Annotated in this window: 20 protein-coding genes and 1 rRNA gene; 13 read left to right on the top strand and 8 right to left on the bottom strand. The window is 72.3% G+C overall.

Annotation, left to right across the window (positions count from 1 at the left end; genetic code table 11):
* The first annotated feature begins 1,040 nt into the window (after positions 1-1,040).
* Complete coding sequence (locus tag ACW62_RS32030; protein WP_053208188.1) at positions 1,041-1,370, top strand: putative quinol monooxygenase; 330 nt, start codon at positions 1,041-1,043, stop codon at positions 1,368-1,370.
* Here ACW62_RS32030 and ACW62_RS32025 read toward each other — a convergent pair.
* Positions 1,345-1,767, bottom strand: a complete 423-nt coding sequence (locus tag ACW62_RS32025) for a DUF2000 domain-containing protein (RefSeq protein WP_053208187.1) — start codon at positions 1,765-1,767, stop codon at positions 1,345-1,347. The two genes, ACW62_RS32030 and ACW62_RS32025, sit on opposite strands and share 26 nt — an antisense overlap.
* A gap of 49 nt (positions 1,768-1,816) precedes the next feature.
* Here ACW62_RS32025 and ACW62_RS32020 point away from each other — a divergent pair, with 49 nt between their 5' ends.
* Both ACW62_RS32020 and ACW62_RS32015 read left to right on the top strand, forming a co-directional pair.
* Complete coding sequence (locus tag ACW62_RS32020; protein WP_053208186.1) at positions 1,817-2,611, top strand: helix-turn-helix transcriptional regulator; 795 nt, start codon at positions 1,817-1,819, stop codon at positions 2,609-2,611.
* Between the two features lie 34 nt (positions 2,612-2,645).
* Positions 2,646-3,656 carry an aldo/keto reductase gene (locus ACW62_RS32015; protein ID WP_053208192.1) on the top strand — a complete coding sequence of 337 codons (1,011 nt, stop codon included), beginning with the start codon at positions 2,646-2,648 and terminating at the stop codon, positions 3,654-3,656.
* Between the two features lie 10 nt (positions 3,657-3,666).
* On the opposite strand, the gene ACW62_RS32010 is transcribed toward ACW62_RS32015, so the two are convergent.
* Positions 3,667-4,008 carry a YciI family protein gene (locus tag ACW62_RS32010; protein ID WP_240477474.1) on the bottom strand — a complete coding sequence of 114 codons (342 nt, stop codon included), beginning with the start codon at positions 4,006-4,008 and terminating at the stop codon, positions 3,667-3,669.
* Positions 4,009-4,155: 147 nt separating this feature from the next.
* Between ACW62_RS32010 and ACW62_RS32005 the strand changes: the two genes are divergently transcribed.
* The 3 genes from ACW62_RS32005 (at position 4,156) to ACW62_RS31995 (ending at position 7,060) form a co-directional block, all read left to right on the top strand.
* Positions 4,156-4,527, top strand: a complete 372-nt coding sequence (locus ACW62_RS32005; RefSeq protein ID WP_053208184.1) for a VOC family protein — start codon at positions 4,156-4,158, stop codon at positions 4,525-4,527.
* 649 nt (positions 4,528-5,176) lie between these two features.
* Positions 5,177-5,959 (top strand): DUF5134 domain-containing protein, encoded by a 783-nt coding sequence (locus ACW62_RS32000; RefSeq protein ID WP_169792174.1) that lies wholly within the window; start codon positions 5,177-5,179, stop codon positions 5,957-5,959.
* A 162-nt stretch (positions 5,960-6,121) separates the two neighbouring features.
* A complete protein-coding gene (locus ACW62_RS31995; RefSeq protein ID WP_083460420.1) occupies positions 6,122-7,060 on the top strand; it encodes a trypsin-like serine peptidase in 939 nt (312 codons plus the stop codon).
* 198 nt (positions 7,061-7,258) lie between these two features.
* Here the strand turns inward: ACW62_RS31995 and ACW62_RS31990 are convergent, their stop codons facing one another.
* Together ACW62_RS31990 and ACW62_RS31985 are read right to left on the bottom strand one after the other, a co-directional pair.
* On the bottom strand, positions 7,259-8,602 hold the full coding sequence (locus ACW62_RS31990; protein ID WP_053208182.1) for a family 4 glycosyl hydrolase: 1,344 nt from the start codon (positions 8,600-8,602) through the stop codon (positions 7,259-7,261).
* A complete protein-coding gene (locus ACW62_RS31985; RefSeq protein ID WP_053208181.1) occupies positions 8,599-9,351 on the bottom strand; it encodes a DeoR/GlpR family DNA-binding transcription regulator in 753 nt (250 codons plus the stop codon). The genes ACW62_RS31990 and ACW62_RS31985 overlap by 4 nt, the downstream gene beginning before the upstream one ends.
* A 211-nt stretch (positions 9,352-9,562) precedes the next feature.
* On the opposite strand from ACW62_RS31985, the gene ACW62_RS31980 reads away from it, so the two are divergent.
* Genes ACW62_RS31980 through ACW62_RS31960 form a run of 5 tightly spaced genes read left to right on the top strand, consistent with a single transcriptional unit; the run spans position 9,563 to position 16,496 of the window.
* On the top strand, positions 9,563-10,660 hold the full coding sequence (locus ACW62_RS31980) for a carbohydrate kinase family protein (RefSeq protein ID WP_205629738.1): 1,098 nt from the start codon (positions 9,563-9,565) through the stop codon (positions 10,658-10,660).
* A gap of 46 nt (positions 10,661-10,706) precedes the next feature.
* Positions 10,707-12,071 carry an extracellular solute-binding protein gene (locus ACW62_RS31975; protein ID WP_053208180.1) on the top strand — a complete coding sequence of 455 codons (1,365 nt, stop codon included), beginning with the start codon at positions 10,707-10,709 and terminating at the stop codon, positions 12,069-12,071.
* Positions 12,071-12,961 (top strand): carbohydrate ABC transporter permease, encoded by an 891-nt coding sequence (locus tag ACW62_RS31970; RefSeq protein WP_205629737.1) that lies wholly within the window; start codon positions 12,071-12,073, stop codon positions 12,959-12,961. The genes ACW62_RS31975 and ACW62_RS31970 overlap by 1 nt, the downstream gene beginning before the upstream one ends.
* A complete protein-coding gene (locus ACW62_RS31965) occupies positions 12,958-13,764 on the top strand; it encodes a carbohydrate ABC transporter permease (RefSeq protein WP_053208179.1) in 807 nt (268 codons plus the stop codon). Before ACW62_RS31970 ends, ACW62_RS31965 begins: the two co-directional genes overlap by 4 nt.
* A gap of 38 nt (positions 13,765-13,802) precedes the next feature.
* A complete protein-coding gene (locus ACW62_RS31960) occupies positions 13,803-16,496 on the top strand; it encodes a sugar-binding protein (protein WP_053208178.1) in 2,694 nt (897 codons plus the stop codon).
* A 188-nt stretch (positions 16,497-16,684) separates the two neighbouring features.
* Here ACW62_RS31960 and ACW62_RS31955 read toward each other — a convergent pair whose 3' ends face one another.
* Entirely contained in the window at positions 16,685-17,401 is a 717-nt protein-coding gene (locus tag ACW62_RS31955) for a TetR/AcrR family transcriptional regulator (protein WP_053208177.1), read from the bottom strand.
* A 90-nt stretch (positions 17,402-17,491) separates the two neighbouring features.
* Here ACW62_RS31955 and ACW62_RS31950 point away from each other — a divergent pair, with 90 nt between their 5' ends.
* Both ACW62_RS31950 and mptB read left to right on the top strand, forming a co-directional pair.
* Positions 17,492-18,487, top strand: a complete 996-nt coding sequence (locus ACW62_RS31950; RefSeq protein ID WP_053208176.1) for an aldo/keto reductase — start codon at positions 17,492-17,494, stop codon at positions 18,485-18,487.
* Between the two features lie 93 nt (positions 18,488-18,580).
* A complete protein-coding gene (gene mptB, locus ACW62_RS31945; RefSeq protein WP_053208175.1) occupies positions 18,581-20,062 on the top strand; it encodes a polyprenol phosphomannose-dependent alpha 1,6 mannosyltransferase MptB in 1,482 nt (493 codons plus the stop codon).
* Here the strand turns inward: mptB and ACW62_RS31940 are convergent.
* The 3 genes from ACW62_RS31940 to rrf form a co-directional block, all read right to left on the bottom strand.
* Positions 20,037-21,593 (bottom strand): M28 family metallopeptidase, encoded by a 1,557-nt coding sequence (locus tag ACW62_RS31940; RefSeq protein WP_053208174.1) that lies wholly within the window; start codon positions 21,591-21,593, stop codon positions 20,037-20,039. The two genes, mptB and ACW62_RS31940, sit on opposite strands and share 26 nt — an antisense overlap.
* A 189-nt stretch (positions 21,594-21,782) precedes the next feature.
* Positions 21,783-22,796: a Y-family DNA polymerase gene (locus ACW62_RS31935; protein WP_276202990.1), complete on the bottom strand. Its 1,014-nt coding sequence runs from the start codon at positions 22,794-22,796 to the stop codon at positions 21,783-21,785.
* A gap of 597 nt (positions 22,797-23,393) precedes the next feature.
* A 5S ribosomal RNA gene (rrf, locus tag ACW62_RS31930) occupies positions 23,394-23,511 on the bottom strand.
* Positions 23,512-23,751 lie beyond the last annotated feature (240 nt).

Raw genomic sequence — 23,751 nt, 5'->3', positions numbered from 1 at the left:
TTGCCCAGCCCCAGACTCGGCGGTCCGAGGCCAGCCTCGCTGGATGAGTGAGTCCGATTGATCCTGGCGATGCAGCCTGTGGCCGGCCGGGGTCCGAGGACAGGGTGCGTCTCCCGAGGCTGCAGCCGCTGCCGACCGGCCCGTCAGGTCGGTCGGCCGGTCCTCGCGCCGGTCAGCTCGGTCGGCTCGGGGCTTCGCGTTGGCTGGCCGGACCGTTCGCCGGGTTCGGTGCCGTTCGCCGTGGTCCGCACGTTGGCCGTCCCCCTGGCGCCCATTTTCTCAGCCGCGTGACCGCGCCTCAAGCGGACCCGGATAGGCGCTTCGCGCGTTGGGGGTCCGCTTGACCCGCGGTCCCGCGGCCAAGAACGGGCACCTATCAGGGGGACGGGGAAAGACTGGGCACACCTCGATGACCGGAACCGTCCTCGATGGCGAGAAACGTCCGAAAGGCCCCTCGAACACGACCCCCGCCATCGAAGACGGTCGCGGGAATCGAGGACGACCAAATCGTGCACCGGCACGAACGGCGAACGGCGCACCGGGCGGGCTCTGCCCGCACTTCCCCCGTCCCCCTGATAACTGCCCGTACTTAAGACAATGGGCAGCAGGGGGACGGCCCACCGCCGCAAAACGGCCAACCGCCGCACGACGGCGAACCGTTACGCGATCCCCACGCCACCGTGTGAGATCGCTGCGCCGAGTGGGGCGGATCACTGTTCCCCTGGCAACAGCAACGCCACCCAGCAAACACAGTGATCCCACCCAATGGCGCACCAGGGGGCGCACAGTCGCCGCCGCCCAACGATGCGGGGATCGAGGTGAGATCGCTGCGGAAACGACGCGGCATCACTGTCGCCGACACGACAGCGTTCCCACATCGATCACGCAGCCGTCCCACACCGTTGCGCCAGGCCGGCGAGGCGCGGCCACGCGACGCCCGCTCAAACTCGGTTCAAGTGTCGGAGGTTCGGAGACCAAGCGAAACTAGGTGTGTCCGATCCTTACAAGCGCGCCGCGGCTCGAGGTGCGACGCTGGCGCCGTGACGTACGCATATCAGGGCACCATGCGCACCCGGTCCGGCCGCCGCGACGAGGTTGTCGCGATCCTGCTCGGCGGCACCGACGGGCTGCGCGCGGCCGGCTGCCACCTCTACGCCGTCGGCGTCTCCGAGACCGACCCCGACCTCGTCGTCGTCAGCGAGCTGTGGGCGTCGAAGCAGCACCACGACGCGTCGCTGCAGCTGCCGGAGACGAAGGCCGCCATCGCCGCCGCCATGCCGATGCTGACCGGCGAGTTCACCGGCGCCGAGGCACGGGTCGAGGGCGGCCTCGGGGTCGACGTGCTCACGGATGCAGCCGCGCGCCCTTGACGATCTTGTCGACGGCGTTCTTCGGGCCGTGCACCGCGAGGCCGGCGAGGTCGAGGTCCGCCCGCTTCACCGCGCGGACGGCGGCCCGGTTGTCGCGGTCGTTGCCGGTCGCGAACAGCTCGCGGGTGAAGACCGACGGCCGCAGCCCGCGGTCCAGCGCCCGCCCGTGCGCGGCGGTCAGTACGGCGGCGTCGCCGGCGAACACCAGCACCGGCTGACGGAACATCGGCAGGTAGACGGTGCCGTCGGCGTCCTCGTACGGCTCGCCGATCAGCTCCGGGATGGTCCCGGCCAGGCCGCTGACCAGGAACGCCGTCACGTTGAGGCGTTGCCACCCGGGCAGGTCGTCGGCGAGCAGGACGGCGATCTTGGTGGCGAAGCGGATCTCGTCGGTCACCGTCCCAGCGTGCGCCGGCCGCCGTCGCCGGGTCTTGTACGGTGTTAGCGTGTTCGCCCCCGCCGGTGCGACGGTCCGCGCCTGGCGCCCCGACGTGCCCGGGCTGGCCGAGGTCTTCCACGCCCGGTTCACCCACCACGCCTACCCGGCGCACACCCACACCGCGTGGACGCTGCTCATCGTCGACGACGGCGCCATCCGGTTCGACCTCGACCGCCACCACCACGGCGCCGCCGGGTCCGCCGTCACGCTGCTGCCGCCGCACGTCCCGCACGACGGCCGGGCCGCCACGCCGGCCGGGTTCGGCAAGCGGGTGCTCTACCTCGACCCCGAGGTGCTCGGCCCGGACCTGATCGGCGCCGCCGTCGACCACCCCACGTTCGCCGACCGGCAGCTGCGGCTGCGCGTGCACCAGCTGCACCTGGCGCTGGAGCGGCCCGGTGACGCGCTGGAGGCGGAGAGCCGGTTGACCCTGATCGCCGCCCGGATCGCGGCGCTGCTGTCGCCCGCCGCGGGGCCGCCGCGGCCGCGGCCGTCCGGCCTGGCCGGTCGGCTGCGCGAGCTGCTCGACGCGAACGTCACCGACGGCGTCACGCTGCGGGCCGCGACCGCCGAGCTGCACGCCCACCCGACGCACCTGGTGCGCTCGTTCACGGCGGCGTTCGGGCTGCCGCCGCACCGCTACCTGACCGGCCGACGGGTCGAGCTGGCCCGCCGGCTGCTGCTGGCCGGGCAGCGTCCGGCCGACGTCGCCACCGCCGCCGGGTTCTACGACCAGGCGCACCTGACCCGGCAGTTCCGCCGCTACCTCGGCGTCAGCCCGGGCCGGTACGCGCGGGCTTGACCTGGAGCGCGCTCGAAGTGGCAGCGTGTCCGGCATGACGATGACGCGCACCCTCGGCCGCAGCGGGATCGAGGTCAGTGCCATGGGCATGGGCTGCTGGGCGATCGGGGGGCCGTTCTGGGCCGGCGACCAGCCGTGCGGCTGGGGCGAGGTCGACGACGACGAGTCGATCGCGACGATCCGCCGCGCCCTGGAGCTGGGCGTCACGCTGTTCGACACGTCCGACGCGTACGGGACCGGGCACAGCGAGACGCTCCTCGGCCGCGCGCTGGCCGGCCGCCGCGACGACGTCGTCATCGCCACCAAGTGGGGCAACACGATCGACCCGGCGGCCAAGCAGCTGACCGGCACCGACCCGTCGCCGGCCTACCTGCGCCGGGCGGTCGAGGGATCGTTGTCGCGGCTGGGCACCGACCGCATCGACCTGTACCAGCTGCACCTCAACGACCTGCCGATCCCCGTCGCCGCCGACCTGCTGGGCACGCTGGAGTCGCTGGTCTCGGAGGGGAAACTCCGCTGGTACGGCTGGTCCACCGACCACGCCGACCGCGCCGCCGCCTGGGGCACGGCCGGGCCGCACTGCACCGCCGTCCAGCACGCGTTCAGCGTCCTGCACGACGCCACCGACGTGCTGGCCGCGTGCGAGGCGCACGACCTCGCCAGCCTCAACCGCGGCCCACTCGCGATGGGCCTGCTCACCGGCAAGTTCACCGCGTCGTCGACGCTCGGGCCGGACGACGTGCGCGGCATCGCGCCCGACTGGCTGCACTACTTCCGCGACGGCCGGCCGGTGCCGCTGTGGCTGGACCGCGTCGCCGCCGTCCGCGAGGTGCTCCGCGGCGGCGGGCGGACGCTGGCGCAGGGGTCGCTGGCGTGGATCTGGGCGCGCAGCGGCGCGACGATCCCGATCCCCGGCTGCCGGACCGTCGCGCAGGCCGAGGAGAACGCCGGCGCGCTGGCGCACGGGCCGCTCGCCCCGGCCGAGCTGGCCGAGGTCGAGCGGCTGCTGGCGGACCTGCGCGCGGAGCCGGTCGGCGCGATGTGAGCGACTGGCGTCAGCCCTCGCCGATGACCTGCCGGACCTCCATCGCCCAGCGGAAGGCGTCCGGCCAGCCGGCGGCGATCTCGACCGCCCGCTCCTCCGACGCGACATCGACGGTGAGGTAACCGGCGAGGTGCTCCTTGGCCTCCAGGTACGGGCCGTCGGTGACGATCGCGCTGCCGTCGCGCACCTGCACCGTCTTCGTCCGCGCCGCGTCGACCAGCGCCTCGCCACCGGCCCACTCGCCGGACTCCTGCAGCTCCTTCATGACGGCGTCGACCTGCGCGAAGATGGCCGACTTCTCGTCCTGCGGCATCGCCTCGAACTCCGCGGCGTTGTTGTAGATGAGCAGCATGTACTTCACGGTGCATCCCCTCGTGTTCCGGCGTCCCGGCTGGACGCCGCTCGGGCGAGACGTCGGAGCCGGCGCTCGCTTCTCGACATGGCGTCCATTGTCGGTGCGGGTGGGTAACGTCACTCGTGACGAGAGGGAGGACCCGACATGTTCGAGAAGACCAAGGCCTTCAGCGGCTTCTCGGTCGACGACATCCCGGCGGCGAAGCGGTTCTACGCCGAGACGCTCGGCCTGGAGGTCAGCGAGGCCAACGGCATGCTCACGCTGCACATAGGCGGCGACAACGGCGTGCTCGTCTATCCCAAGGGCGACGCGCACACCCCGGCGTCGTTCACCATCCTCAACTTCCCGGTCGACGACATCGACGCCGCCGTCGACGAGCTGGCCCGCCGCGGCGTCGAGTTCCTGCGCTACGACGGGATGGAGGCCGACGCGAAGGGCGTCCACCGCAACGGCGGCCCGGCCATCGCGTGGTTCACCGATCCCGCCGGCAACGTGCTGTCCGTGCTGCAGGGCTGACCACACACGGAGGGTCCGGCTCCCCCGGAGCCGGACCCTTCGTGTTCCTCCACCGACTCGTCCACCCCCGTCACGGGACGAGCGGCCCCAGGACTCTGGAGCGCTGCGGCGTCACCTGGCGACCACCACCGCATCCGGATCATCCCCACGCCCGCGCGAGGCGCTCTTCAACCAGCTGAGCGGCCAGCTCTTGCGCGACCTGGTGGGACGTCGCCGCCTGTGCCTGCCCTTCATCGTTCCTCCCTTGTGGGTTGGAATGACCCCCGAGAAGCGGGACACAGCCGCTCAGGGCCAGCGTGATGCCGGTTGTCCCTGAGCGGGACTCCAGTGTTCTGTTGTGACTCCACTATGACACTCGCTGTTACGCAGCTTCAAGAGAAATGGCGATTTTGTTTTTCTGGCCCCCTGGTAAGCGGATCGACGCATGATGACAGGTAAATTACTGGCTGTCTTGACATAGATCAAGACTGTTGTGGCGTCGTTGTGTGCATTACCGTGAAGTCACGGCGCTGCCTGCGCCGGAGCACGGCCGACGTGCGAACTCGAGCGGGATGTGAGGCCGATGTCCCCGATCGAAATGGCCCGCGTCGTAGCGGTCGTCGTGTTCCTGGCAGTGGCCACGTATTCCGCCGCTCGATTCGTTTGGTCGGTGACACGACGGGGTCGGCGAACCGGACTCCTCGCCGCGGACGTGCCCGACCTCTCGCACGCGCTCATGGGCGTCGCGATGGCACTGATGGTCAGCCCGGCCGGCGAGGCGGTGCCGCCGGCCCTCGGCATCGCCGCGTTCACCGTCCTCGCGGCCTGGTTCGGCGCCCGGTTGCGCCACGACGGGCTACTGGGCCGGGCCACCCTGCCCGCTGTCGCCGGCGGCGGGGGCGGAGGCGGAGGTGGGAGTGGCGGCGCGTGCGGCTGCGACGGTCCCACCAGCCCGCACGGCGGCGAGCTCGGCCACACCCGGGCCGCGACCGGCCGTCTCACCGGTCTCGACCACCGAGACAACGGCGACGACCCATGCAGCGGTCACAGTGGGTATCACCTGCACCATCTCGTCGGCTGCGTGGCGATGGTCGTCATGTACCTGACCGGCCACGGCACCCTCGCCGCCCACGCCATCGCCGCCGCTGCCACCACCGCCGAAGCCGGCGCCGCCGCGACCGGCGCCGCACCGGAGGCCGTCGCGCTCGACCTGCACGGAGCGCACGCCGGCCTGCCCGCCCTGGTGGCGCTGTGCTGGGTGTTCGGCCTGTACTTCCTGGTCGCCGCCACGTCGCTGGGGTTCCGGGTCGGCGAGCGCACGTCGCCCGAGCCACCGCCGGCGCGGCCGCCGCGCCCCACGACGGCGCGGGTGCTGACGTCGCAGGCGGGGGCCTGCGCGACCGAGGTGGCCCTGAGCGCCGGCATGGCGGTGCTCTTCTTCAGCGCCCTATGACGCCGCGCCGGTTGACCGCACCATGACTTTCGGTCCCGGCCGTTGTCCAAGTGAACTCCCAGAAAGCCAATTCCGACATACCTGTACATGACAGGATGATGACTGTATGTTGAGGCATCTCGTCGAACCCCGACGAACTGCCTTATCAGGGAGGAATGGGCAATGAGGAGACCCGTCATTCGATCTCTCCTGGCCGGAGCCGCACTCGTGGTGTCCGGCATCGCTGCCACTCCGGCGTTGGCCGGAACGGATGTCACGACGGCCACCGCCGACGGAATCCGGGCGTCCGAGGTCGTACACCAGGAACTGGCGACGACGCGGGCCCAGCAGCGCGCGGCGGAGGCCTATTGGACACCCGAGCGCATGCGGGCGGCCGTCCCGGCCGACGTCATCGTCACCGGCGACGCGCGCACACCGGGCGCGGCTTCCCCGAAGGCGCGGGACTTCGCGCCGGCCGCCGTGCCGGAGAACCCGCGCTCGCAACTCGGCAAGGTGTTCTTCACCATCGGCGGCACCGACTACGTCTGCTCCGGCACCGCCACCACCAGCTCCAACGGCGACGTCGTGACGACGGCCGGGCACTGCCTGCACGAGGGCGGCGGCGGAGGGTTCGCCTCCCAGTTCACCTTCGTGCCCGCGTACGACAACGGCTCCGCTCCGTACGGCCAATGGTCGGCGTCGGACCTCTTCACGTCCAGCGGCTGGGCCAACAGCGGCGACTTCAACGTCGACGTCGGCTTCGCGGTCATGAACGAGAACTCGTCCGGCCAGAGCCTCACCAGCGTGGTCGGCTCCCACCCGATCGCCTTCAACCTGGCCCGCGGCCTGAGTTACACGTCCTACGGCTACCCGGCGGCCGCCCCGTTCAACGGGCAGCGGCTGTACTCGTGCAGCGGCACCGCCCGCAACGACCCGTCCGGCCTGCAGACGCAGGGCCTCACCTGTGACATGACGGGCGGCTCGTCCGGCGGCGGATGGCTCACGAGCAACCGGCTGAACTCGGTCAACAGCTACAAGTACAACAACGACCCGAACACGATGTACGGCCCGTTCTTCGGCAGCACGGCGCAGTCCGTCTACAACGCCGCCGCGGCGGCCTGACGGTCAGAGACGAGCGTCGCTCCACCGGCGTCCCCGGAACGCCGGTGGGGCGGCGCCGCAGCAGGTGCGGGCACCCCCGTGACCCACACGCCGCCCGACGTTGATCTTGGAGTAGTTGCGGGGTCGCGGCCCGGAATGCCCGAAGAATCCCACGGTTTCTCCAAGATCAACGTGGCTGGGTGGTGCGGAACCGCTCGGTCAGTCGCGGGTGAGGACGGCGCGCAGCTCCGGCAGCGCGCCCAGCTCGGCCTCGACCAGCCGCTCCGCCGTCGTGACGGAGTCGACCAGCGGGTGGCCGGCCACGGCCTTCACGGCCGCCCGCCGGGACCCGGACCGGGCCGCCGCGATGGCGGCGCGGTCGGTCGCCTTCACCGCCGCCACCAGCGCGGCCGCCGCCGGGTCCAGCGCGCCGGCCGCGAGCGGCTGGGCGCCGTTGCGGCCGACCAGGCAGGGCACCTCGACGACGGCGTCGGCGTCGACGCCGGCGAGGGCGGAACGGTTGCGGACGTTGAGCACCAGCGTGGCCCGCTCGTCGGCGGCAATGGCCCGCATGAGCGCCAGCGCGACGCGGTCGTAGCCGCCGCCGTCGAGGTCGGCGGTGTCGCGCTCGCCGACGCCGGCGGCGTCGCGGCTCTCGGCCATGTAGGTGGCCTCGCGCTCGCGCCGCACCTCGTCCCATCGCTCGGCGGCGCCACCGGTGGCGGAACCGGCGGCCGGCCCGGCATAGAACCCGGCCTGCTGCTCCAGCAGGTACTCCCCGCGGGTGGCCGGCGCGGCCTGCGCCGAGGCGATCGCGTCGCGGGTGAAGTAGTAGTAATAGAGGTACTCGTTCGGGATGGCGCCGAGCGAGCGCAGCCACGGCGCCCCGAACAGCTTGCCCTCCTCGAACGAGCCCAGCGCGTCGTCCGACGCGAGCAGGTCCGGCAGCACGTCGCGGCCGTTCACCAGCACCCGGCGCAGCCAGCCCAGGTGGTTGAGGCCCGCGTAGTCGAACCACGCGTCACCCATCGGGACGTCCAGCGCGCGGGCCACCCGGCGGAACATCCCCACCGGGGAGTCGCAGATGCCGATGACGCGGTCGCCGAGCACCGAGCTCATCGCCTCGGTGACCATTCCGGCCGGGTTGGTGAAGTTGATCACCCAGGCGTCCGGCGCCTCCGCGGCGATGGTCGACGCGATCTTCAGCGCGACCGGCACCGTCCGCAGCCCGTACAGCACGCCGCCGGCGCCGGTCGTCTCCTGGCCCAGCACGCCCTGCCCGAGCGCGGTCCGCTCGTCGCAGGACCGCCCGGTCAGGCCACCGACCCGGATCGCCGAGAAGACGAAGTCGGTGCCGCGCACGGCCGCCGCGAGGTCGCTCTCGACCACCAGCTTCGGCCCGCGGCCGCCGGACCGTTCCTCGAGCACCGCCCGCACGGCCCGCACCCGTTCGGCGTCGGTGTCGTGCAGCACGACGGTGTCGACACCGGATTCCTCGCTGGCCAGGGCTCGGTGCACCAGCGGGACGCGGAATCCGCCGCCCCCGAGGATCGTCAATCTCATACGAGAACCACCTTCACACCGTTCTCCCGGAGCGCGCCGAGGGCTTCGGTGCCCTCGTCCGCATCGGTCACGACGACGTCCAGGGCGTCCGGCCCGCACACGCTGGCGAACCCCGTCCCTGGGAACTTCTCCGCGTCGGCGAGCAGGATGACCTGGTCGGCCGCCGCGATCATGGCCCGGCGCACCGGCACCTCGACCACCGTGGTGTCGACGACAGCGCCGTCGGCGCGCACCCCGCTGGTCCCCATGAACAACTTGCCGGCGCGCAGCTGCCGGACGGCGTCCTCGGTGAGGAAGCCGACCAGCGACTTGTAGTTGCGCCGCACCACCCCGCCGAGCAGGATCAGCTCGATGTCGGGGTCGGGCAGCAACTCTTCGTAGACCGCCATGTTGGCGGTCATGACGGTGATCTTGCGGCCGCGCAGGTGCACGGCCAGCCGGTGCACCGTGGTGCCGATGTCGAGCAGCAGCACGTCGCCGTCCTCGACCATGCCGGCCGCCCGCCGGGCGATGGCGTCCTTCGCGCGGTGCGCCTCGGTGGCGACCGCTGCGAACGACGGCTCCAGCGACGGGCTGGCGGCCGCGCCGCCGCGCACCCGGGTGAGCAGTCCCTGCTCCTCCAGCCACGCGAGATCGCGCCGGACGGTCGCCTGGCTGACACCCAGCCGGGTGCCCAGCACGGTCACGGACACCGGACCCTCGGCACGGAGGGTCTGCATGATGAGCTCATACCGGCGCTGCGCAAGCACGGCTGCACCATATCAGTCATCTTCGCTCAATCGAACAGCAGTCACGCCGAAACGTGCGCAAAGCTGCGCGAAACACCGGGTCAGAGCCGTACACGACACGAGCGATGCATCACAACCGCTCATATCTTGTCATTTGCGCGCAGCCACACTAGGGTTCGTCGCAACCCTGTGGCATACGCGTGGGACCGGGGAAATGGGGAGAGGAAGCACCGTGTCGAACATCGCTCGTGACCCGTACCGCGCGCCGTCGCGGCACGACCCGCTGGCCGCACAGCGCCAGGACGGCGGTCCCGGGCTGGACGTCTTCCTCACCGGCACCGTGTTCTTCGACATCATCTTCATCGGCATGGAGGGCCCGCCGAAGCAGGGCACCGAGGTGTGGGCCGACGGCATGGGCTCCAGCCCGGGCGGCGTCGCCAACCTCGCCGTCGCCGCCGCGCGCCTCGGCCTGCGCACCGGCCTGGCCGCCACGTTCGGTGAAGACCTCTACGGCGACTACTGCCGGCAGACGCTCGGCGTCCAGGAGGGCGTCGACCTCACCTACTCGCGCTACGTCACCGGCTGGCACTCGCCGGTCACGGTGTCGATGGTCTACCAGCGCGACCGCGCGATGGTCACCCACGGGCACCGGCCCGCGGCGCTGGACCGGCTGGTCACGCACCCGCCGCAGGCCCGGTCCTGCTTCATCGACCTCGGCGCGGAGCGCGAGCCGTGGGTCGACTCGGTGGCCGAATCCGGCGGACGGATCTTCGCCGACCTCGGCTGGGACCCGGAGGACCGCTGGGACCACGGCCGGCTGCGCGAGAGCCTGTCCGGCTGCTACGCCTTCTCGCCCAACGCCGTCGAGGCGATGAGCTACACCCGCACCGGCAGCGCCGAGGCGGCGGTCGAGAAGCTGGCCGAGCTGGTGCCGCTGGCGGTCGTGACCAACGGCTCCGAGGGCGCGCTGGCGTTCGACAAGGAGACCGGCCGCCCGGTGAAGGCGGCCGCGGTCCCCGTCGAGGCGCTCGACCCCACCGGCGCCGGGGACGTGTTCGTCGCCGGCCTCATGGTGGGTACGCTGGCAGGCTGGCCGCTGCTGCACAGCCTGCGGCTGGCCAACCTGGGTGCCGCGCTCTCGGTGCGGCACTTCGGCGGCGCGCTCGCCTCGCCCGGCTGGGGCGACATCGCGCTGTGGTACCGAGAGACGGGGTCGAAGGACCCCGCGCTCGCGGGCGACTACGAGTTCCTGAACACGATCGTCCCGGACGACGCCGTCCCGGAGGTGTCGCGCGCCATCGCGACGCTCGGCTTCCGGGCCGGCCGCTGAACCGGGCACCTGGGCACACACCGACATTTCGAAAGGGCCGACTCTCATGACGCTGTCGATCACGAGGACCAGCACCCGGCTGTGCGCGGCTGCCGCCGTCGCACTGCTGATCGGGGCGTGCGCTCCGGGCGACGACGGTGACGACGGCGACGCCAGCAGCGCACCCACCGCCGGCGACGTCGCCACCGATCCGTCCGAACTGGGCGACATCACGCTGACGGTGTGGGACCAGGAAGTCCGCGAGGGGCAGACCGAGCAGATCGAGGCGCTCAACGCCGCGTTCGAGGAGACCTACCCGAACATCACCATCGAGCGGGTGTCGCGTTCCACCGACGACCTGCGCACCACGCTGCGCCTGGCGCTGTCCGGCGACGACGCACCCGACGTCGTCCAGGCCAACAACGGCCGCCCCGAGATGGGCCAGTACGTCGCGGCCGGCCTGCTCACGCCGCTCGACGGCTACGCCGAGGGGTACGAGTGGTTCGACCGCTTCCCCGAGTCGGTGCGCGCGCTCGCGTCGTACAGCGAGGACGGCGCCACCTACGGCGAGGGCGACCTCTACGGCCTGCCGCAGATGGGCGAGATCGTCGGCCTCTACTACAGCAAGTCCAAGCTGGCGGCGCTCGGCATCGAGCCGCCGGAGACCACCGACGACTTCGTCGCCGCGCTGCAGGCGGCACAGGCGGCCGGTGAGGTGCCGATCCAGTTCGGCAACTCCGAGCCGTGGGCCGGCATCCACGAGTTCGGGTTCATCCAGAACCAGTTCTCCGACGCCGACACCATCCGCAACCTCGGCTTCGGCCGGCCGGGCTCCTCCTGGACCTCCGACGACAACGTCGCGGCGGCCGAGGCGACCCGCGAGTGGGTCGACGCCGGCTACTTCGTCGAGGGCTTCAACGGCGTCAACTACGACAGCGCCTGGCAGGCGTTCGCCCAGGGCACCGGCGTGTTCTTCGTCGGCGGCACCTGGCTGGTCGCGGACCTCACCTCGGCCATGGGCGACGACGTCGGCTTCGTGCTCCCGCCGGCCGGCGCCAGCGACTCGCACCTCGTCACCGGCGGCATCAGCATCCCGTGGGCGATCCCGGCCAAGAGCGACGCCAAGGAGGCCGCGGCCGCCTACATCGACTTCATCACCAGCTCCGACGCCATGACGGCGGTCACCGAGGCGGGCAACCTGCCGGTCATCGAGGCCGACCAGCAGACCACCACCGGGCTGCAGTCCGAGGTGTTCACGGCGTGGGCACAGGCCGGCGAAGAGGACCTGGTCGTGCCGTACCTCGACTACGCGACCGAGACGTTCTACGACACCCTCACCGTCGCCGTGCAGAACCTCATGGCCGGGCAGAGCGACCCGCAGACGTTCCTGGACACGCTCGAGGCCGAGTACAGCGCGGCCACCGGCAGCTGATGGCGCTAGCCGCAGGTAGGGGGCCCGGCGAACCACGCCGGGTCGCCTACCTCTACATCCTCCCGGCACTGCTGGTGTTCGGCCTGTTCGTCCTGGTCCCATTGGTCCGGACGGCGCAGTTCTCGCTCTACGAGTGGAACGGGCTGGGCGCCAGCACCTGGGCCGGGCTGTCGAACTACCAGGACGTCTTCACCGAGCCGCAGCTGCGCGGGGCGTTCGTCCACGCGCTGGTGCTGATCGTGTTCTACGCGGTCGTCCCGGTGACGCTGGGGCTGCTGCTGGCCGCGGCGATGAGCCGGGCGCTCCTGCGCGGGATGGGGTTCTTCCGGGTCGTGCTGTTCCTGCCGCAGGTCATCCCGATGGTCGTCGTGGCCATCGCGTGGCGGCAGATCTACGAGCCGAACGGGCCGCTCAACGACGTGCTCCGGTTCGTCGGCCTGGACTCGCTGGCGCGCCCGTGGCTGGGCGACTACACCTGGGCGCTGCCGTCGGTCGGCATCGTCGGCACCTGGGTCGGCACCGGCCTGTGCCTGGTGCTGTTCCTGGCCGGCATGTCGCGCATCCCGCGGGAGCTGTACGAGGCGGCGCGGCTCGACGGCGCCGGTGCGTTCCGGGAGTTCCGGGCCATCACGCTGCCGTCGCTGCGCGGTGAGATGGCCGTGGCGCTGACGCTCACCGTCATCGCCGCGCTGAAGACGTTCGACCTGGTCTACGTCATGACCAGCGGCGGGCCGGGCACCGAGACCACGGTCCCGTCGTACCAGGTCTACAACAACGCGTTCCTGCTCGGCCGGGTCGGCGTCGCGACGGCCCTGGCGGTCGTGCTGACGCTGCTGCTGTTCGTGGCGACGGTGCTGATCAACCGGGTCGGCGAACGGGGGCAACGATGACGATCTCGCGCGGAGAACGGCTGGCGAACTACGCCGTGCTGGTGCTGTTCGCGGTGATCGCCGTGTTCCCGGTGCTGCTGATCCTGCAGACGGCGCTGTCGAACGACCAGATCGGTGGCGGCGGCTCGTTCCACTTCGAGAACTTCGCCGACGCGTGGGACCAGGGCCACTTCGGCTCCTACCTGCGCACCAGCATCGTCGTGGCGATCCTCGTGGTCGGCCTGTCGACGCTGTTCTCGGTGCTGGCCGGCTACGCGTTCGGCACCATGCGCTTCCGCGGCTCGGAGGTGCTGTTCTACGTCATCCTGCTGGGCATCATGGTGCCGGCGGAGGCGCTGGTCATCGCGCTGTACTTCGACCTGCGCGAGGTGGGACTGACGAACACGCTGGTCGCGATCGTCGCGCCGCAGGTGGCGCAGTCGACCGCGTTCGGCACGTTCTGGATGCGCGCCTACTTCCGGGGCAGCTCCCGCGAGGTCGTCGAGGCGGCCCGTCTCGACGGCGCGGGGCACTGGGCCACGCTGTGGCGGATCCTCGTCCCGATGGGCCGGCCGGCCGTCACCACGATGATCGTGCTGGTCTTCATGTGGACGTGGAACGAGTTCCTGATCCCGCTGATCATGGCCACCGACGAGAGCCTCCGCACCGCACCACTGGGTTTGGCCTTCTTCCAGGGCCAGTACACGTCCGGAACGGCGCTGCTGGCCGCCGGCGCGACACTCGTCGCGCTGCCGGTTGTCGTGCTCTATCTGTTCCTGCAGCGCCACTTCATCCGGGGGATGGTCGAGGGCGCGGTCAAGTAGCGCCCGACCTGTTTCATCACAACTCGAGAGGAGTCACCATGCGAGCAGCTAGACCCGCTGCTGCAGCCGCCACCGCAGCTCTCCTCGCGGCGACGCTCCCCGCGGTCGCCGCACCGGCCGCATCGGGAGCACCCGCCCCGAAGTCCGACGCCGTCGATCTCGACGTGCTGTTCGTCGGCGCGCACCCTGACGACGAGGCCGGCGCGCTGGCCGCGTTCGGCCAGTGGAACGAGGCCGCTGATCTGAAGGCCGGCGTCATCACCGTGACCCGGGGCGAGGGCGGCGGCAACGCCGTCGGCCTCGAGGAGGGTCCGGAGCTGGGCATGCTGCGCGAGGCCGAGGAGCGCAGCGCCGTCTCCAACGCCGGCATCGAGAACGTCTACAACCTCGACGAACTGGACTTCTTCTACAACGCCAGCGCCCCGCTGACCGACGAGGTGTGGGGCGACGACGCGCTGGAGCGAGTCGTGCGTGTCGTCCGGAGCACCCGGCCCGAGGTCATCGTCACGATGAACCCGTCGCCGACGCCCGGCAACCACGGCCACCACCAGCAGGCCGCACGGCTGGCCGTCGAGGCGTACGAGGCCGCCGCCGACCCCAACGCGTTCCCGGACCAGCTGTCCGAGGAGGGCCTGTCGACGTGGCGGGTGTCGCGCATCCTGCGCAGCGGCGCCACCGGCTCCGGCGTGGGCGGCTCGGCCTGCGAGACCACGCCGTACACGCCGGCCGACCGCACCGACCGCGTGTTCGGCGCCTGGCAGGGCCGGACGTCGACGGAGACCGGCGAGTTGTGGGCGCTGCGCGAGCGCAAGGCGCAGTGGGAGTACGTGAGCCAGGGCTGGGCCGGCTTCCCGCCGCCGCCCACCGACCCGGAGCTGAACGGCTGCGACTGGTTCACGCTGATCGCCAGCCGCACGCCGTACCCGATGCCGGGCACCGGCCAGACGGCGGCGCTGCAGGGCGCGCTGCTGCCGATCGACGGCGGCCTGCCGCTGGGCGCCGAGGTGACCATCGACCCGGAGCCGTTCCTGGTGCTCCCGGGCCAGTCGTTCACCGCGACGGTCACCGTCAAGGCGCCGGCCCGCAAGCCGCTGGTGCAGCCGGCGCTGACGGTCACCGGGCCGGACGGCTGGACGGCGGACGTGCCGGCCGGTGCGCTCCCCCGCACACTGGCTCCCGGCCGCGAGGCGAGCGTCGACGTCACCGTCACGCCGCCGGCGAACGCCACCGCGGGTGAGCGGATCGCGCTGAAGGCGACCCTCGCCACCCGCTCCGGCAGCGGCGCGAACGAGGCCGCCGTCGAGGTCACCACGGACGTGCGTGGCGAGCTGGCGCAGCGGCCGGAGGCCGAGGTCTTCGCCGCCTGGACCGGCGACGTCGACCTGCCGAAGCTGGAGAGCCTGATCGCGCCGATCGCCTCGGTCGGCGTCGGCCGGACCCAGCCGGTGTCGGTCACGGTCACCAACGACGGCGCCGCCGCGGCGGCCGGGTCGGTCACGCTCGACCTCGCCGACGGCTTCACCGCCTCGCCGGCGTCGGCGCCGTTCGACGGCCTCGCGCCGGGCGCCACGGCCACCGTCACGTTCGACGTCACCAACACCGACACCACCTTGGCGACGTCGAACCGCGCCCCGAACGGTGGCTACCCGTTCCAGGTCGTCACCGACTTCGGGTCGGGCTCCGACACCCAGAACGCCGTGCTCGAGCTGGTGCCGTCGGCGGAGATCCCGCAGGCGGCGTCCGCTCCGGTGCTGGACGGCGTCGCGAGCGAGGGCGAGTACCCGGGCGAGGTCATCGACAGCGGGACCCGCTGGGAGGGTGAGGAGGCCACGCCCGAGGACGCGTCGTCGACCACGCGGCTGGCCTTCACCGACGACGCGCTGTACGTGTTCGTCGAGGTCACCGACGACACGCTGGGCACGGTGCTGCCGATCGAGGACTGCAAGCGGCACTGGCGCACCGACTCCGTCGAGATCACCGTCGACCCGCGCGGCACGTCGTCGAACACCTCGACGACGTTCAAGACCGGCATCTTCCCCACCACGGTGGAGGGCCAGCCGTGCTTCCAGCGCGACGCCGACAACCACCAGGGCCCCGGTGCCGACACCGCGCCCGGCATGGAGGTCGCGTCGGTCGTGAACGAGCCGTACGACGGCTACACCGTCGAGGCCAAGATCCCGTTCGACGTCCTCCCCGACGCCGTCGACCCGGCGCGGATGGGCCTGAACGTGCTGGTCTACGACTCGGACACGCAGGACAAGACCGGCCAGACGCGGATCGGCTGGTCCACCTTCAACGGGGTTCAGGCCGACCCGTTCCGGTGGTCGATCGCGACGCTGCCGGGGCTGGCCGATGCCGGCTCGAACCCGGTCGCCCCGACGATGCCCGACACCGCGGCGCTGAGCGTCGACTCGCCGCAGAGCATCGCGCAGTCGGCCGAGGACGGCGTCGGGCTCGGTGGCGGCCGGGAGCTGCCGGCCCGCACGGCGACGATCCAGTCGGCGAGCGAGGACGACGGCGAGGTGCAGCTGCGGCTGCGCACCCGCGAATCCGGCCGGGCGAACGTCTTCCTCTGGGACGGCGAGCGCGTGGCGGGCTCGGTGTCGGTGGAGGTCGGCTCCGGCCGCAGCACCGTCGACATCCCCGTGACCGGTGAGTCCGACGACCTCACCGCACTGGTCGCGTTCATCACCGACGACGGCGCGCTGGCGCTGTCGGAGGCGGTGGACTGATCGAACGTCCCGCTCCGCCGGTGCTGGTCGCCCGGCGGAGCGGGACTCTCCAACGCGATCCGGGCGGCGGTGGTCGCGCTGCTGAGCTCCGACGAGCTGGGCGCCGGGCCCGTCGCGATGGCCGGACGGCAGGACACTAGGGTGTGCCGACCAGTTCGCCGCGCTCGAGCACTACCCGGCTGACGTGATCAGGGCCGCCCGGCGAGGCGGTCCAGCCACTGCTCCAGCAACGCCCGCTCGGCGGCGGTGAGCGAGCCCGCGTCGCCGGCGTCGGTGTGCAGTGCCTCGCGCAGCGCGACCGCCCGGCCGACCAACGGCGCGACCCCCGCGTCGGCCGCGGGCACGGCGTCGGTGACCAGGGTGCGCAGCAGGGAGTCGCGGGCCAGCTCGGACAGCGAGCGGTCACGCTCGGCCTCCGGCGCCGCGATCAGCGTCAGCACCACCCCGACGGCCGTCGCGTGGGTCAGCCGCGCCGCCCGCTCGACGCTCATGGTGAGCCGTCCGGCCGCCGCGACCCGGCCGAGCAGCCGGTGCAGGATCGCCGCGGCGTCGTGCCCCGCGGCCGACCCGCCGGCCCGCCCGTTGCCGTACATCAGCACGTAGAACGCCGGCCGGGACAGCCCGAATTCGACGTGCAGGTCCCAGCCGCGACGCAGATCGGCCACCGGGTCGTCGGTCTCGCCCATGGCCCGCTTGTCGCGCAGGTACTGCTCGAAGCCGTACGCCGCGACCGCGTCGAGCAGCCCGTTCATGTCGCCGAACAGCCGGTACAGGGTGGGCGCCTGCACACCGGCCGCGGCGCTGACGGCACGCGTCGACACCGCGTCGCGGCCCTCGCGCTCGAGCAGGCCGGCGGCCGCGCGCAGGATACGGCCCCGGGTGTCCGTCGCCTCCTCCGTCGTCATGGAATCAACGATAACCGAGTTGCGTTAGCATCGCTACCAAATCGCTGCTAACGTCGAAGTGTTAGCAGTGGAAGCCTCTAAGGAGCCGTCATGCGCAGCACCACCCTCGGCAGCACCGGACCCGCGGTCTCGGCCCTCGGCCTGGGCCTGATGGGCATGTCCGACCTCTACGGCCCGGCCGACCGCGACGAGTCGATCGCGACCGTCCACGCGGCCCTCGACGCCGGCGTCACCCTGCTCGACACCGGCGACTTCTACGGCATGGGCGCCAACGAGCTGCTGCTGCGCGACGCCCTGCGCGGCCGCAACCGCGACGACGTCGTCGTCAGCGTGAAGTTCGGCGGCCTGCGCGGGCCGGACGGCGCCTGGCTCGGCTACGACACCCGGCCGGTCGCGGTGAAGAACTTCGCCGCCTACAGCCTGCGCCGCCTCGGCACCGACCACATCGACGTCTACCGGCCGGCCCGGCTGGACCCGGCGGTGCCGATCGAGGAGACCGTCGGCGCCATCGCCGAGCTGGTCCAGGCCGGCTACGTCCGCCACATCGGGCTGTCCGAGGTGGGCGCCGACACCCTGCGCCGCGCCGCCGCCGTCCACCCGATCGCCGACCTGCAGATCGAGTACTCGCTGCTGTCCCGCGGCATCGAGGCGCGGGTGCTGCCCGCCGCCCGCGAGCTCGGCATCGGCGTGACGGCGTACGGCGTGCTCTCGCGCGGGTTGCTCAGCGGGCACTGGCGCTCGGACCGCGAACTGCCCGCGGGCGACTTCCGCGGCACCGGCCCGCGGTTCCAGTCCGGCAACCTCGAGCACAACCTCGCACTGGTCGAGGCGCTGCGCGGCGTGGCGGAGCAGAACGGCGCGACGGTCGCCCAGGCAGCCATCGCGTGGGTCGCCGCCAGGGGCGCGGACATCGTCCCGCTGGTCGGCGCCCGCACCCGCGCCCGGCTGACGGAGTCGCTCGGCGCCACCGGCCTCGTCCTCGACGCCGACGACCTCGCCCGCATCGAGCGGGCCGTGCCGGCCGGCGCGGCCGCGGGCAACCGGTACGCCGACTACGCCTACGCCCACCTCGACAGCGAGCGCTGAGGGCGGGCGGCCGGGCGATCATTCACCCGGCCGCCCCGCGTCGTTCATCGCGGCGCCGTCCGTTCCCCGCCGGGCTCTGGCTACCTGACGGGTATGTCCGCCGTCGCGCCGTCAGGGTCGCCGCGGGCCACGCTGGTGGCCGGTGCGGCGGCGTCGGCGACGGTCGTGGCGGCGGTCACGCTGGCCGGCCCGATCCCGGGCGTCGTCGTGCCGGACGGGCCGCTCGGGCTGTGGCGCGCCGCCGGCGAGGGACGACCGGCGTGGGCGCTGCTGGCGGTGGCCGCCATCGCGGCGCTGTCGCTGCTGTTCGTCCGGCTGTACCTGCTGGCCCGCGACCGCGTCGTCGACGTGCGGTTCGTCGCGCGGACGGCCGCCGTGTGGACGGCGCCGGTGCTGCTGGCGCAGCCGATCCTCAGCCTGGACGCGTACTCGTACATCGCGCAAGGCCGGCTGCTCGTGCTGGGCATCGACCCGTACACGACCGGCCCGATCGTGTTCGGCGCCGGCCCGCTACTGGACCCGGTGGCGCCGGTCTGGCGGATGACGCCGGCGCCGTACGGGCCGCTGTCGCTGACGCTGCTCGGGTGGTCCGCCGACGTCACCGGCGCGCGGCACGTGCCCTTCGTGCTGCTGCTGCGGGCGCTGGCGCTCGCCGCGGTGGTGGTCGGGACGGTGGCGGCGGCACGGCTGGCCCGGCCGGGCGCGCAGGCTGCCGCCGTCGCGCTGGTGGCGGCGAACCCGGTGGTGGTGCTGCACCTGATCGGCGGCGTGCACCTGGACGTGCTGGTCGGCGCGCTGGCGCCGGTCGTGCTGCTGGCGGTGCGCAGGCGCTGGTGGTGGCTGGCGGCGCTGGCCGCGGCAGCCGCGTTCGCGCTCAAGCTGCCGGGGCTGGTCCTCGTCGGCTACGTGCTGTGGGCGCGGTTGCGGCGGCCGGAGCGGCGCTGGGCCGGGACGGCCGCGGTGCTGGCGGTGACGGCCGCGGTCGTCTTCGGGGCGGCGGCGACCGTGCCGGACGGCTGGGGCTGGATCGCGACGCTGGACACCCCGGGCCGGGTGGAGCTGCCGTACACCGTCCCGGCCGCGGTCGCCGGCGTCGCCTACGGCCTGACGATGGGCGGCGTCGGGTTCGGCGCGCTGCTGGACGGGTCGCGGGTGCTGTGCGCGGCCGCGGGCGCGGTGCTGATCGGCTGGCTGGTCGTCCGCGGCGGCCACCCGTCGACGCCGGTGCGCCGGGCCGGGACGCTGGTCGGCGGCGCGCTGGTGGTGCTGGCGCTGGCCGCGCCCGTCATCCACGCGTGGTACCTGTCGTGGGCGCTGATGCTGCTCGCGGCCGGCGCCGGCGTCATCGGGCAGCGACGGTTGATCGGGCTGAGTGTCGCGTTGTGCTTCTCCGCGCTGCCCGACCCGCTGACTCGCTGGCAGCACGGGCTGCTGCCGGTGACGCTGCTGGTCCTGGCGGCGACGCTGACGCTGACGTTCTGGTGGCTGGCCGACGCGCGCCGGCGCCCGCCCGACGAGCGGGCGGGCGCCGGTGCGGCCGAGCTGACGGTCAGCGGCGCGGCTTCACGCCGTTGACGGTCGAGGTGTCGTAGGCGAAGGTCAGCACGGCCGAGCCGATGACGTCCGCGTTGATGTCCAGCGCCTCGGTGTTGACGTTGCCGACGAGGTCGTACTCCGCGCTCAGGGCGTCGTAGATCGCGTCGTCCTGGCCCTCGCCGGTCAGGTTGTCGCAGAACCCGTGGTAGCACGGGTCGTACGGCACGTTCGCCAGGCCGCCGTACAGCGCCGCCTGCGCCTCCGTCTTCGCGCCCTCGGCGCCGGTGAACAGGCCGCCAGCCGGGATGTCCGCGGCGATGAACGCGCCGTAGTCCGAGCGCCCGGAGAACTCACTGTCGTTGAACGGCTGGTTGCGGCGGGTGTAGATCTTCTCGAACACGTCCTCGATCTGCGCCGAGCCCTCCGGGATGAAGCCATCGGGCGCCGTGCCGCCGGAGTTGTCGCCGTCGTAGATGCCGAACATGTAGTTGGGCGAGGCGACCATGTCGAAGTTCAGGTAGAGCGCGATCTTGTCCCGCTCCTCCTGCGTCAGGTCCGGCACGTAGAAGTTCGAGCCGAGCAGGCCCGACTCCTCCGCGCCCCACCAGGCGAACCGCACCTGGTTCTTGAGGTTCTGCCGGTTGAGCTGGATCGCCGTCTCCAGCAGCGCCGCGCTGCCACTGCCGTTGTCGTTGATGCCCGCGCCGTCGTGGACGCTGTCGAGGTGCGCGCCGGCCATGACGACGTTGTCCGGGTTACCCTTGCGGGTCTCGGCCAGCACGTTGTACGTCGTGCGGGTGTCCGCGGTGAAGTCGACCTCGACGCGGACCGTGGCGCCCGGCGTGTTCGCCAGGTTCACGCCGACACTGAACTGCGAGAAGACCGCCGGGATGGTGAGGCCGGTGGCGTCGCCGATCATGCCGACGAGGCCGGTGTCGCGGCCGGGCTGGCCCTCGTTCATGACGATCACCCCGGCCGCGCCGGCCGCCTGGGCGTTGAGCACCTTGACGCTGAAGCCGCAGGTGCCGCGCTGGACCAACGCGATGCTGCCCGCCGCCATGCCGTCGAAGTCGGTCATCTCGCAGCCACTCGTCGACGTGTTCGCCGGCAGGCCGGGGGTGTCCAGACGGACGTCGGCGGGGAACAGCGCACCCGTCGCCTCGCCCATCGGGACGCCGGTGTCGAACTGGTTGCGGATGAACTCGCTGCCCTCCACGAACGTCTGCGGGTCGGGCGAGACGCGCTCCAGCTCGGACCGCTCGTCGAAGTACTCGAACTCGAACTCCTGCACCACCGGCGTGTACCCGGCGTCCTCCAGCTGCTCGACGACGTAGTCGACGGAGGCCGCGTAGCCCGGGTGGCCGGACGCCCGGTCGCCGCCGTTCTCGTCGCTGATCTCCTGCAACGCCTCCAGGTGATCCAGGACCGCCTCGAGGGTGATGAGCTTGTTCATCTGCCGGATCGCGACGTTGTCGTTCGCCGCCTGGGCGGGTGCGGCGAGCAGACACGTCGCGGCGAGCGCGCCGGCGCTGGCGACGGCGGCCACGCGCCTGGTGGGTCGTCTCGTCATCGGGCAACCTCCTGCACAGGTTCCTGGATGCCGGTCTGCGGACCGGAAAATGATGACCTGGACACTAGACGGCCCGGCGTCCTTACAGAAGACCTCGGCGGTGTCGGGTTTGCGACGGTTGACCGAGGCCAGCGGGACGCGAGCACGTGCGGGCGTCATCGTGACGGCGCCGCTCATCGCGACCGCCGGCTACACACCGCCGGTGTCGAGCGTCAGCTGTACCGCGGCATCGGCGGGCAGCAGCCCGGTGACGGTGATGCCCGCCTTCTCGACCCGGACGCCGTCGGCCGGCAGCAGCGACCTGACCGTCGCCGCCAGCTGCCGGGGCTCGGCGGTGGGCTCGGGCAGCCTGGCGCGGGCGCGGTGCTCGAGGCGGTTGGCGTACGTCAGCGCGACGGCGACGACGGCGCAGCTGAAGCCGCCGTCGCGGAGCCGCCCCGCCAGCTCGCCCGTCAGCGCGTCGACGTCAACGCCGCTGCCTCGCGGCACGACCCGGTGCACGCTGTAGGAGCGGCGGGGTCGTTCGGGCCGCACGGTGGCGTCGTCGGCGCCGATGGCGATGGCGGCCAGCCGGCGGGCCATCTGGGTGCCGGCGATGTCGCGCAGGTGATCGGGGTGCACGACGGCGATGTCGGCGACAGTGCGGATGTTGTGCTGGCGCAGCCGTTCGCGGGTGACCTCGCCGACGCCCCAGAGCTCCTCGATGAGCAGGGCGGGGCGCAGGTAGCGCTCCTCCGCCGGCTGGATGACGCGCAGGCCGCGCGGCTTCACCGACCGGGACGCGAGCTTGGCCATGAGTTTCGTCCGCCCGGCGCCGACCGTGACCGGCAGGCCGACCTCCTGCCGGACCGCCCGCTGGATGGTCGCGGCCAGCTGGTCGGCCGTCGCCCAGGGCGTGGCGCGGGTGTCGAGGAACGCCTCTTCCAACGAACCGGGCTCGACCCGCGCGGCGAACCGTCCGAACACGGCGAAGAGCGCGGTGCTGGCGGCGGCGTAGGCGTCGGAGCGCAGCGGCACGAGCCGCAGCCGCGGGCACACGGCGAACGCCTCGGCGACGGACATGCCGGCCTGGACGCCCCAGTCGCGTGCCTCGTAGCTGGCGCACGCGATGACGACGTCGCCGGCGGCCATCGGGATGCCCCGCAGCTCGGGGTCGTCGCGCTGCTCGACGGCCGCGAAGAACGCGTCGACGTCGACGTGCAGCAGCGGCCCGCCCGGCAGCGTCCGGGCGAACTGGACTCCCTCGCTCGGCAGCGCGACGAGGGCCTCTGGTTCGGCGTCGATGGGATCAGCCTAGGCGGAGGGTCTGACGACCTCACGTGCACCGGCCGGCGCCGAACGTGCCGCGGGCCTGGCGGCGTGGTGGCGCAGTAGTGGAGCGGTGGCCGAGCGGGCCTGGCGCGGTGGTGGCGCGGTGGTGGTGCAGTAGTGGAGCGGTCGGCCGAGCGAGCCTGGCGCGGTAGTAGAGCGCCGGCCGAGCGGGCTTGGCGCAGTAGTGGAGCGGCCGCCGAGCGGCCTGGCGCGGTGGTGCGCGCGGTCGTCGGACAGACGTGGCGCGGTGGTGGAGGCCGGGACGTGGCGAAGGGCCGCCCCGGCGGGGGAAGCCCTTCATCTGGTCAACTCGCCGCAACCGCGTCTGGTTCCCGGCCCGAGAGCCGAATCCGCGGCGGCCGGCTCCGCGGCGCACAGTCGCCACGGCGGCGCGTAGCCGCGGCGCGGCCGGCTGGCGGGGATCCACCAACGTGGTGAAGGCCCACCCCGGGGTTGCTTGTTGGGGTGGGCCTTCACTCTTGGGTGTGTGTCCGGCGGTGTCCTACTCTCCCACCCCCGCTAGAGGGCAGTACCATCGGCGCTGGAGGGCTTAGCTTCCGGGTTCGGAATGGGACCGGGCGTTTCCCCTGCCGCTATGACCGCCGGCACGTCTATTGAGTTATACACCGTCTCCCGGCACCGTCCACCCGGCGTCGACGTGTGTCGACACCAGGTGTGTGCCTGGGGTGTGGTGCCTGTTCGTTGGAACAGAACCGTATAGTGGACGCATTTTTCGCATGTTCAGCAGGTACCCGCCCCGGCCACGAGGTGGAGGGGTGGGTGTGTGTGGTCAAGTCCTCGGCCTATTAGTACCGGTCAGCTTCACCCATTGCTGGGCTTCCACGTC

This window comes from Jiangella muralis, assembly GCF_001270745.1.
GTDB classification, from domain to species: Bacteria; Actinomycetota; Actinomycetes; order Jiangellales; family Jiangellaceae; genus Jiangella; species Jiangella muralis.
The sequence above is the reverse complement of the archived record's forward strand: the minus strand, read 5'-3'. Positions and strand labels throughout refer to the sequence as shown.

What these genes read in the sequence shown, in the direction of transcription:
- ACW62_RS32015 (WP_053208192.1), top strand. Translation starts at nt 2,646, where the DNA reads ATGACGATGACGCGCACCCTCGGCCGCAGCGGGATCGAGGTCAGTGCC.
- ACW62_RS32010 (WP_240477474.1), bottom strand. Translation starts at nt 4,008, where the DNA reads ATGCTGCTCATCTACAACAACGCCGCGGAGTTCGAGGCGATGCCGCAG.
- ACW62_RS32005 (WP_053208184.1), top strand. Translation starts at nt 4,156, where the DNA reads ATGTTCGAGAAGACCAAGGCCTTCAGCGGCTTCTCGGTCGACGACATC.
- ACW62_RS31995 (WP_083460420.1), top strand. Translation starts at nt 6,122, where the DNA reads ATGAGGAGACCCGTCATTCGATCTCTCCTGGCCGGAGCCGCACTCGTG.
- ACW62_RS31990 (WP_053208182.1), bottom strand. Translation starts at nt 8,602, where the DNA reads ATGAGATTGACGATCCTCGGGGGCGGCGGATTCCGCGTCCCGCTGGTG.
- ACW62_RS31975 (WP_053208180.1), top strand. Translation starts at nt 10,707, where the DNA reads ATGACGCTGTCGATCACGAGGACCAGCACCCGGCTGTGCGCGGCTGCC.
- ACW62_RS31970 (WP_205629737.1), top strand. Translation starts at nt 12,071, where the DNA reads ATGGCGCTAGCCGCAGGTAGGGGGCCCGGCGAACCACGCCGGGTCGCC.
- ACW62_RS31965 (WP_053208179.1), top strand. Translation starts at nt 12,958, where the DNA reads ATGACGATCTCGCGCGGAGAACGGCTGGCGAACTACGCCGTGCTGGTG.
- ACW62_RS31960 (WP_053208178.1), top strand. Translation starts at nt 13,803, where the DNA reads ATGCGAGCAGCTAGACCCGCTGCTGCAGCCGCCACCGCAGCTCTCCTC.
- ACW62_RS31955 (WP_053208177.1), bottom strand. Translation starts at nt 17,401, where the DNA reads ATGACGACGGAGGAGGCGACGGACACCCGGGGCCGTATCCTGCGCGCG.
- ACW62_RS31950 (WP_053208176.1), top strand. Translation starts at nt 17,492, where the DNA reads ATGCGCAGCACCACCCTCGGCAGCACCGGACCCGCGGTCTCGGCCCTC.
- mptB (WP_053208175.1), top strand. Translation starts at nt 18,581, where the DNA reads ATGTCCGCCGTCGCGCCGTCAGGGTCGCCGCGGGCCACGCTGGTGGCC.
- ACW62_RS31940 (WP_053208174.1), bottom strand. Translation starts at nt 21,593, where the DNA reads ATGACGAGACGACCCACCAGGCGCGTGGCCGCCGTCGCCAGCGCCGGC.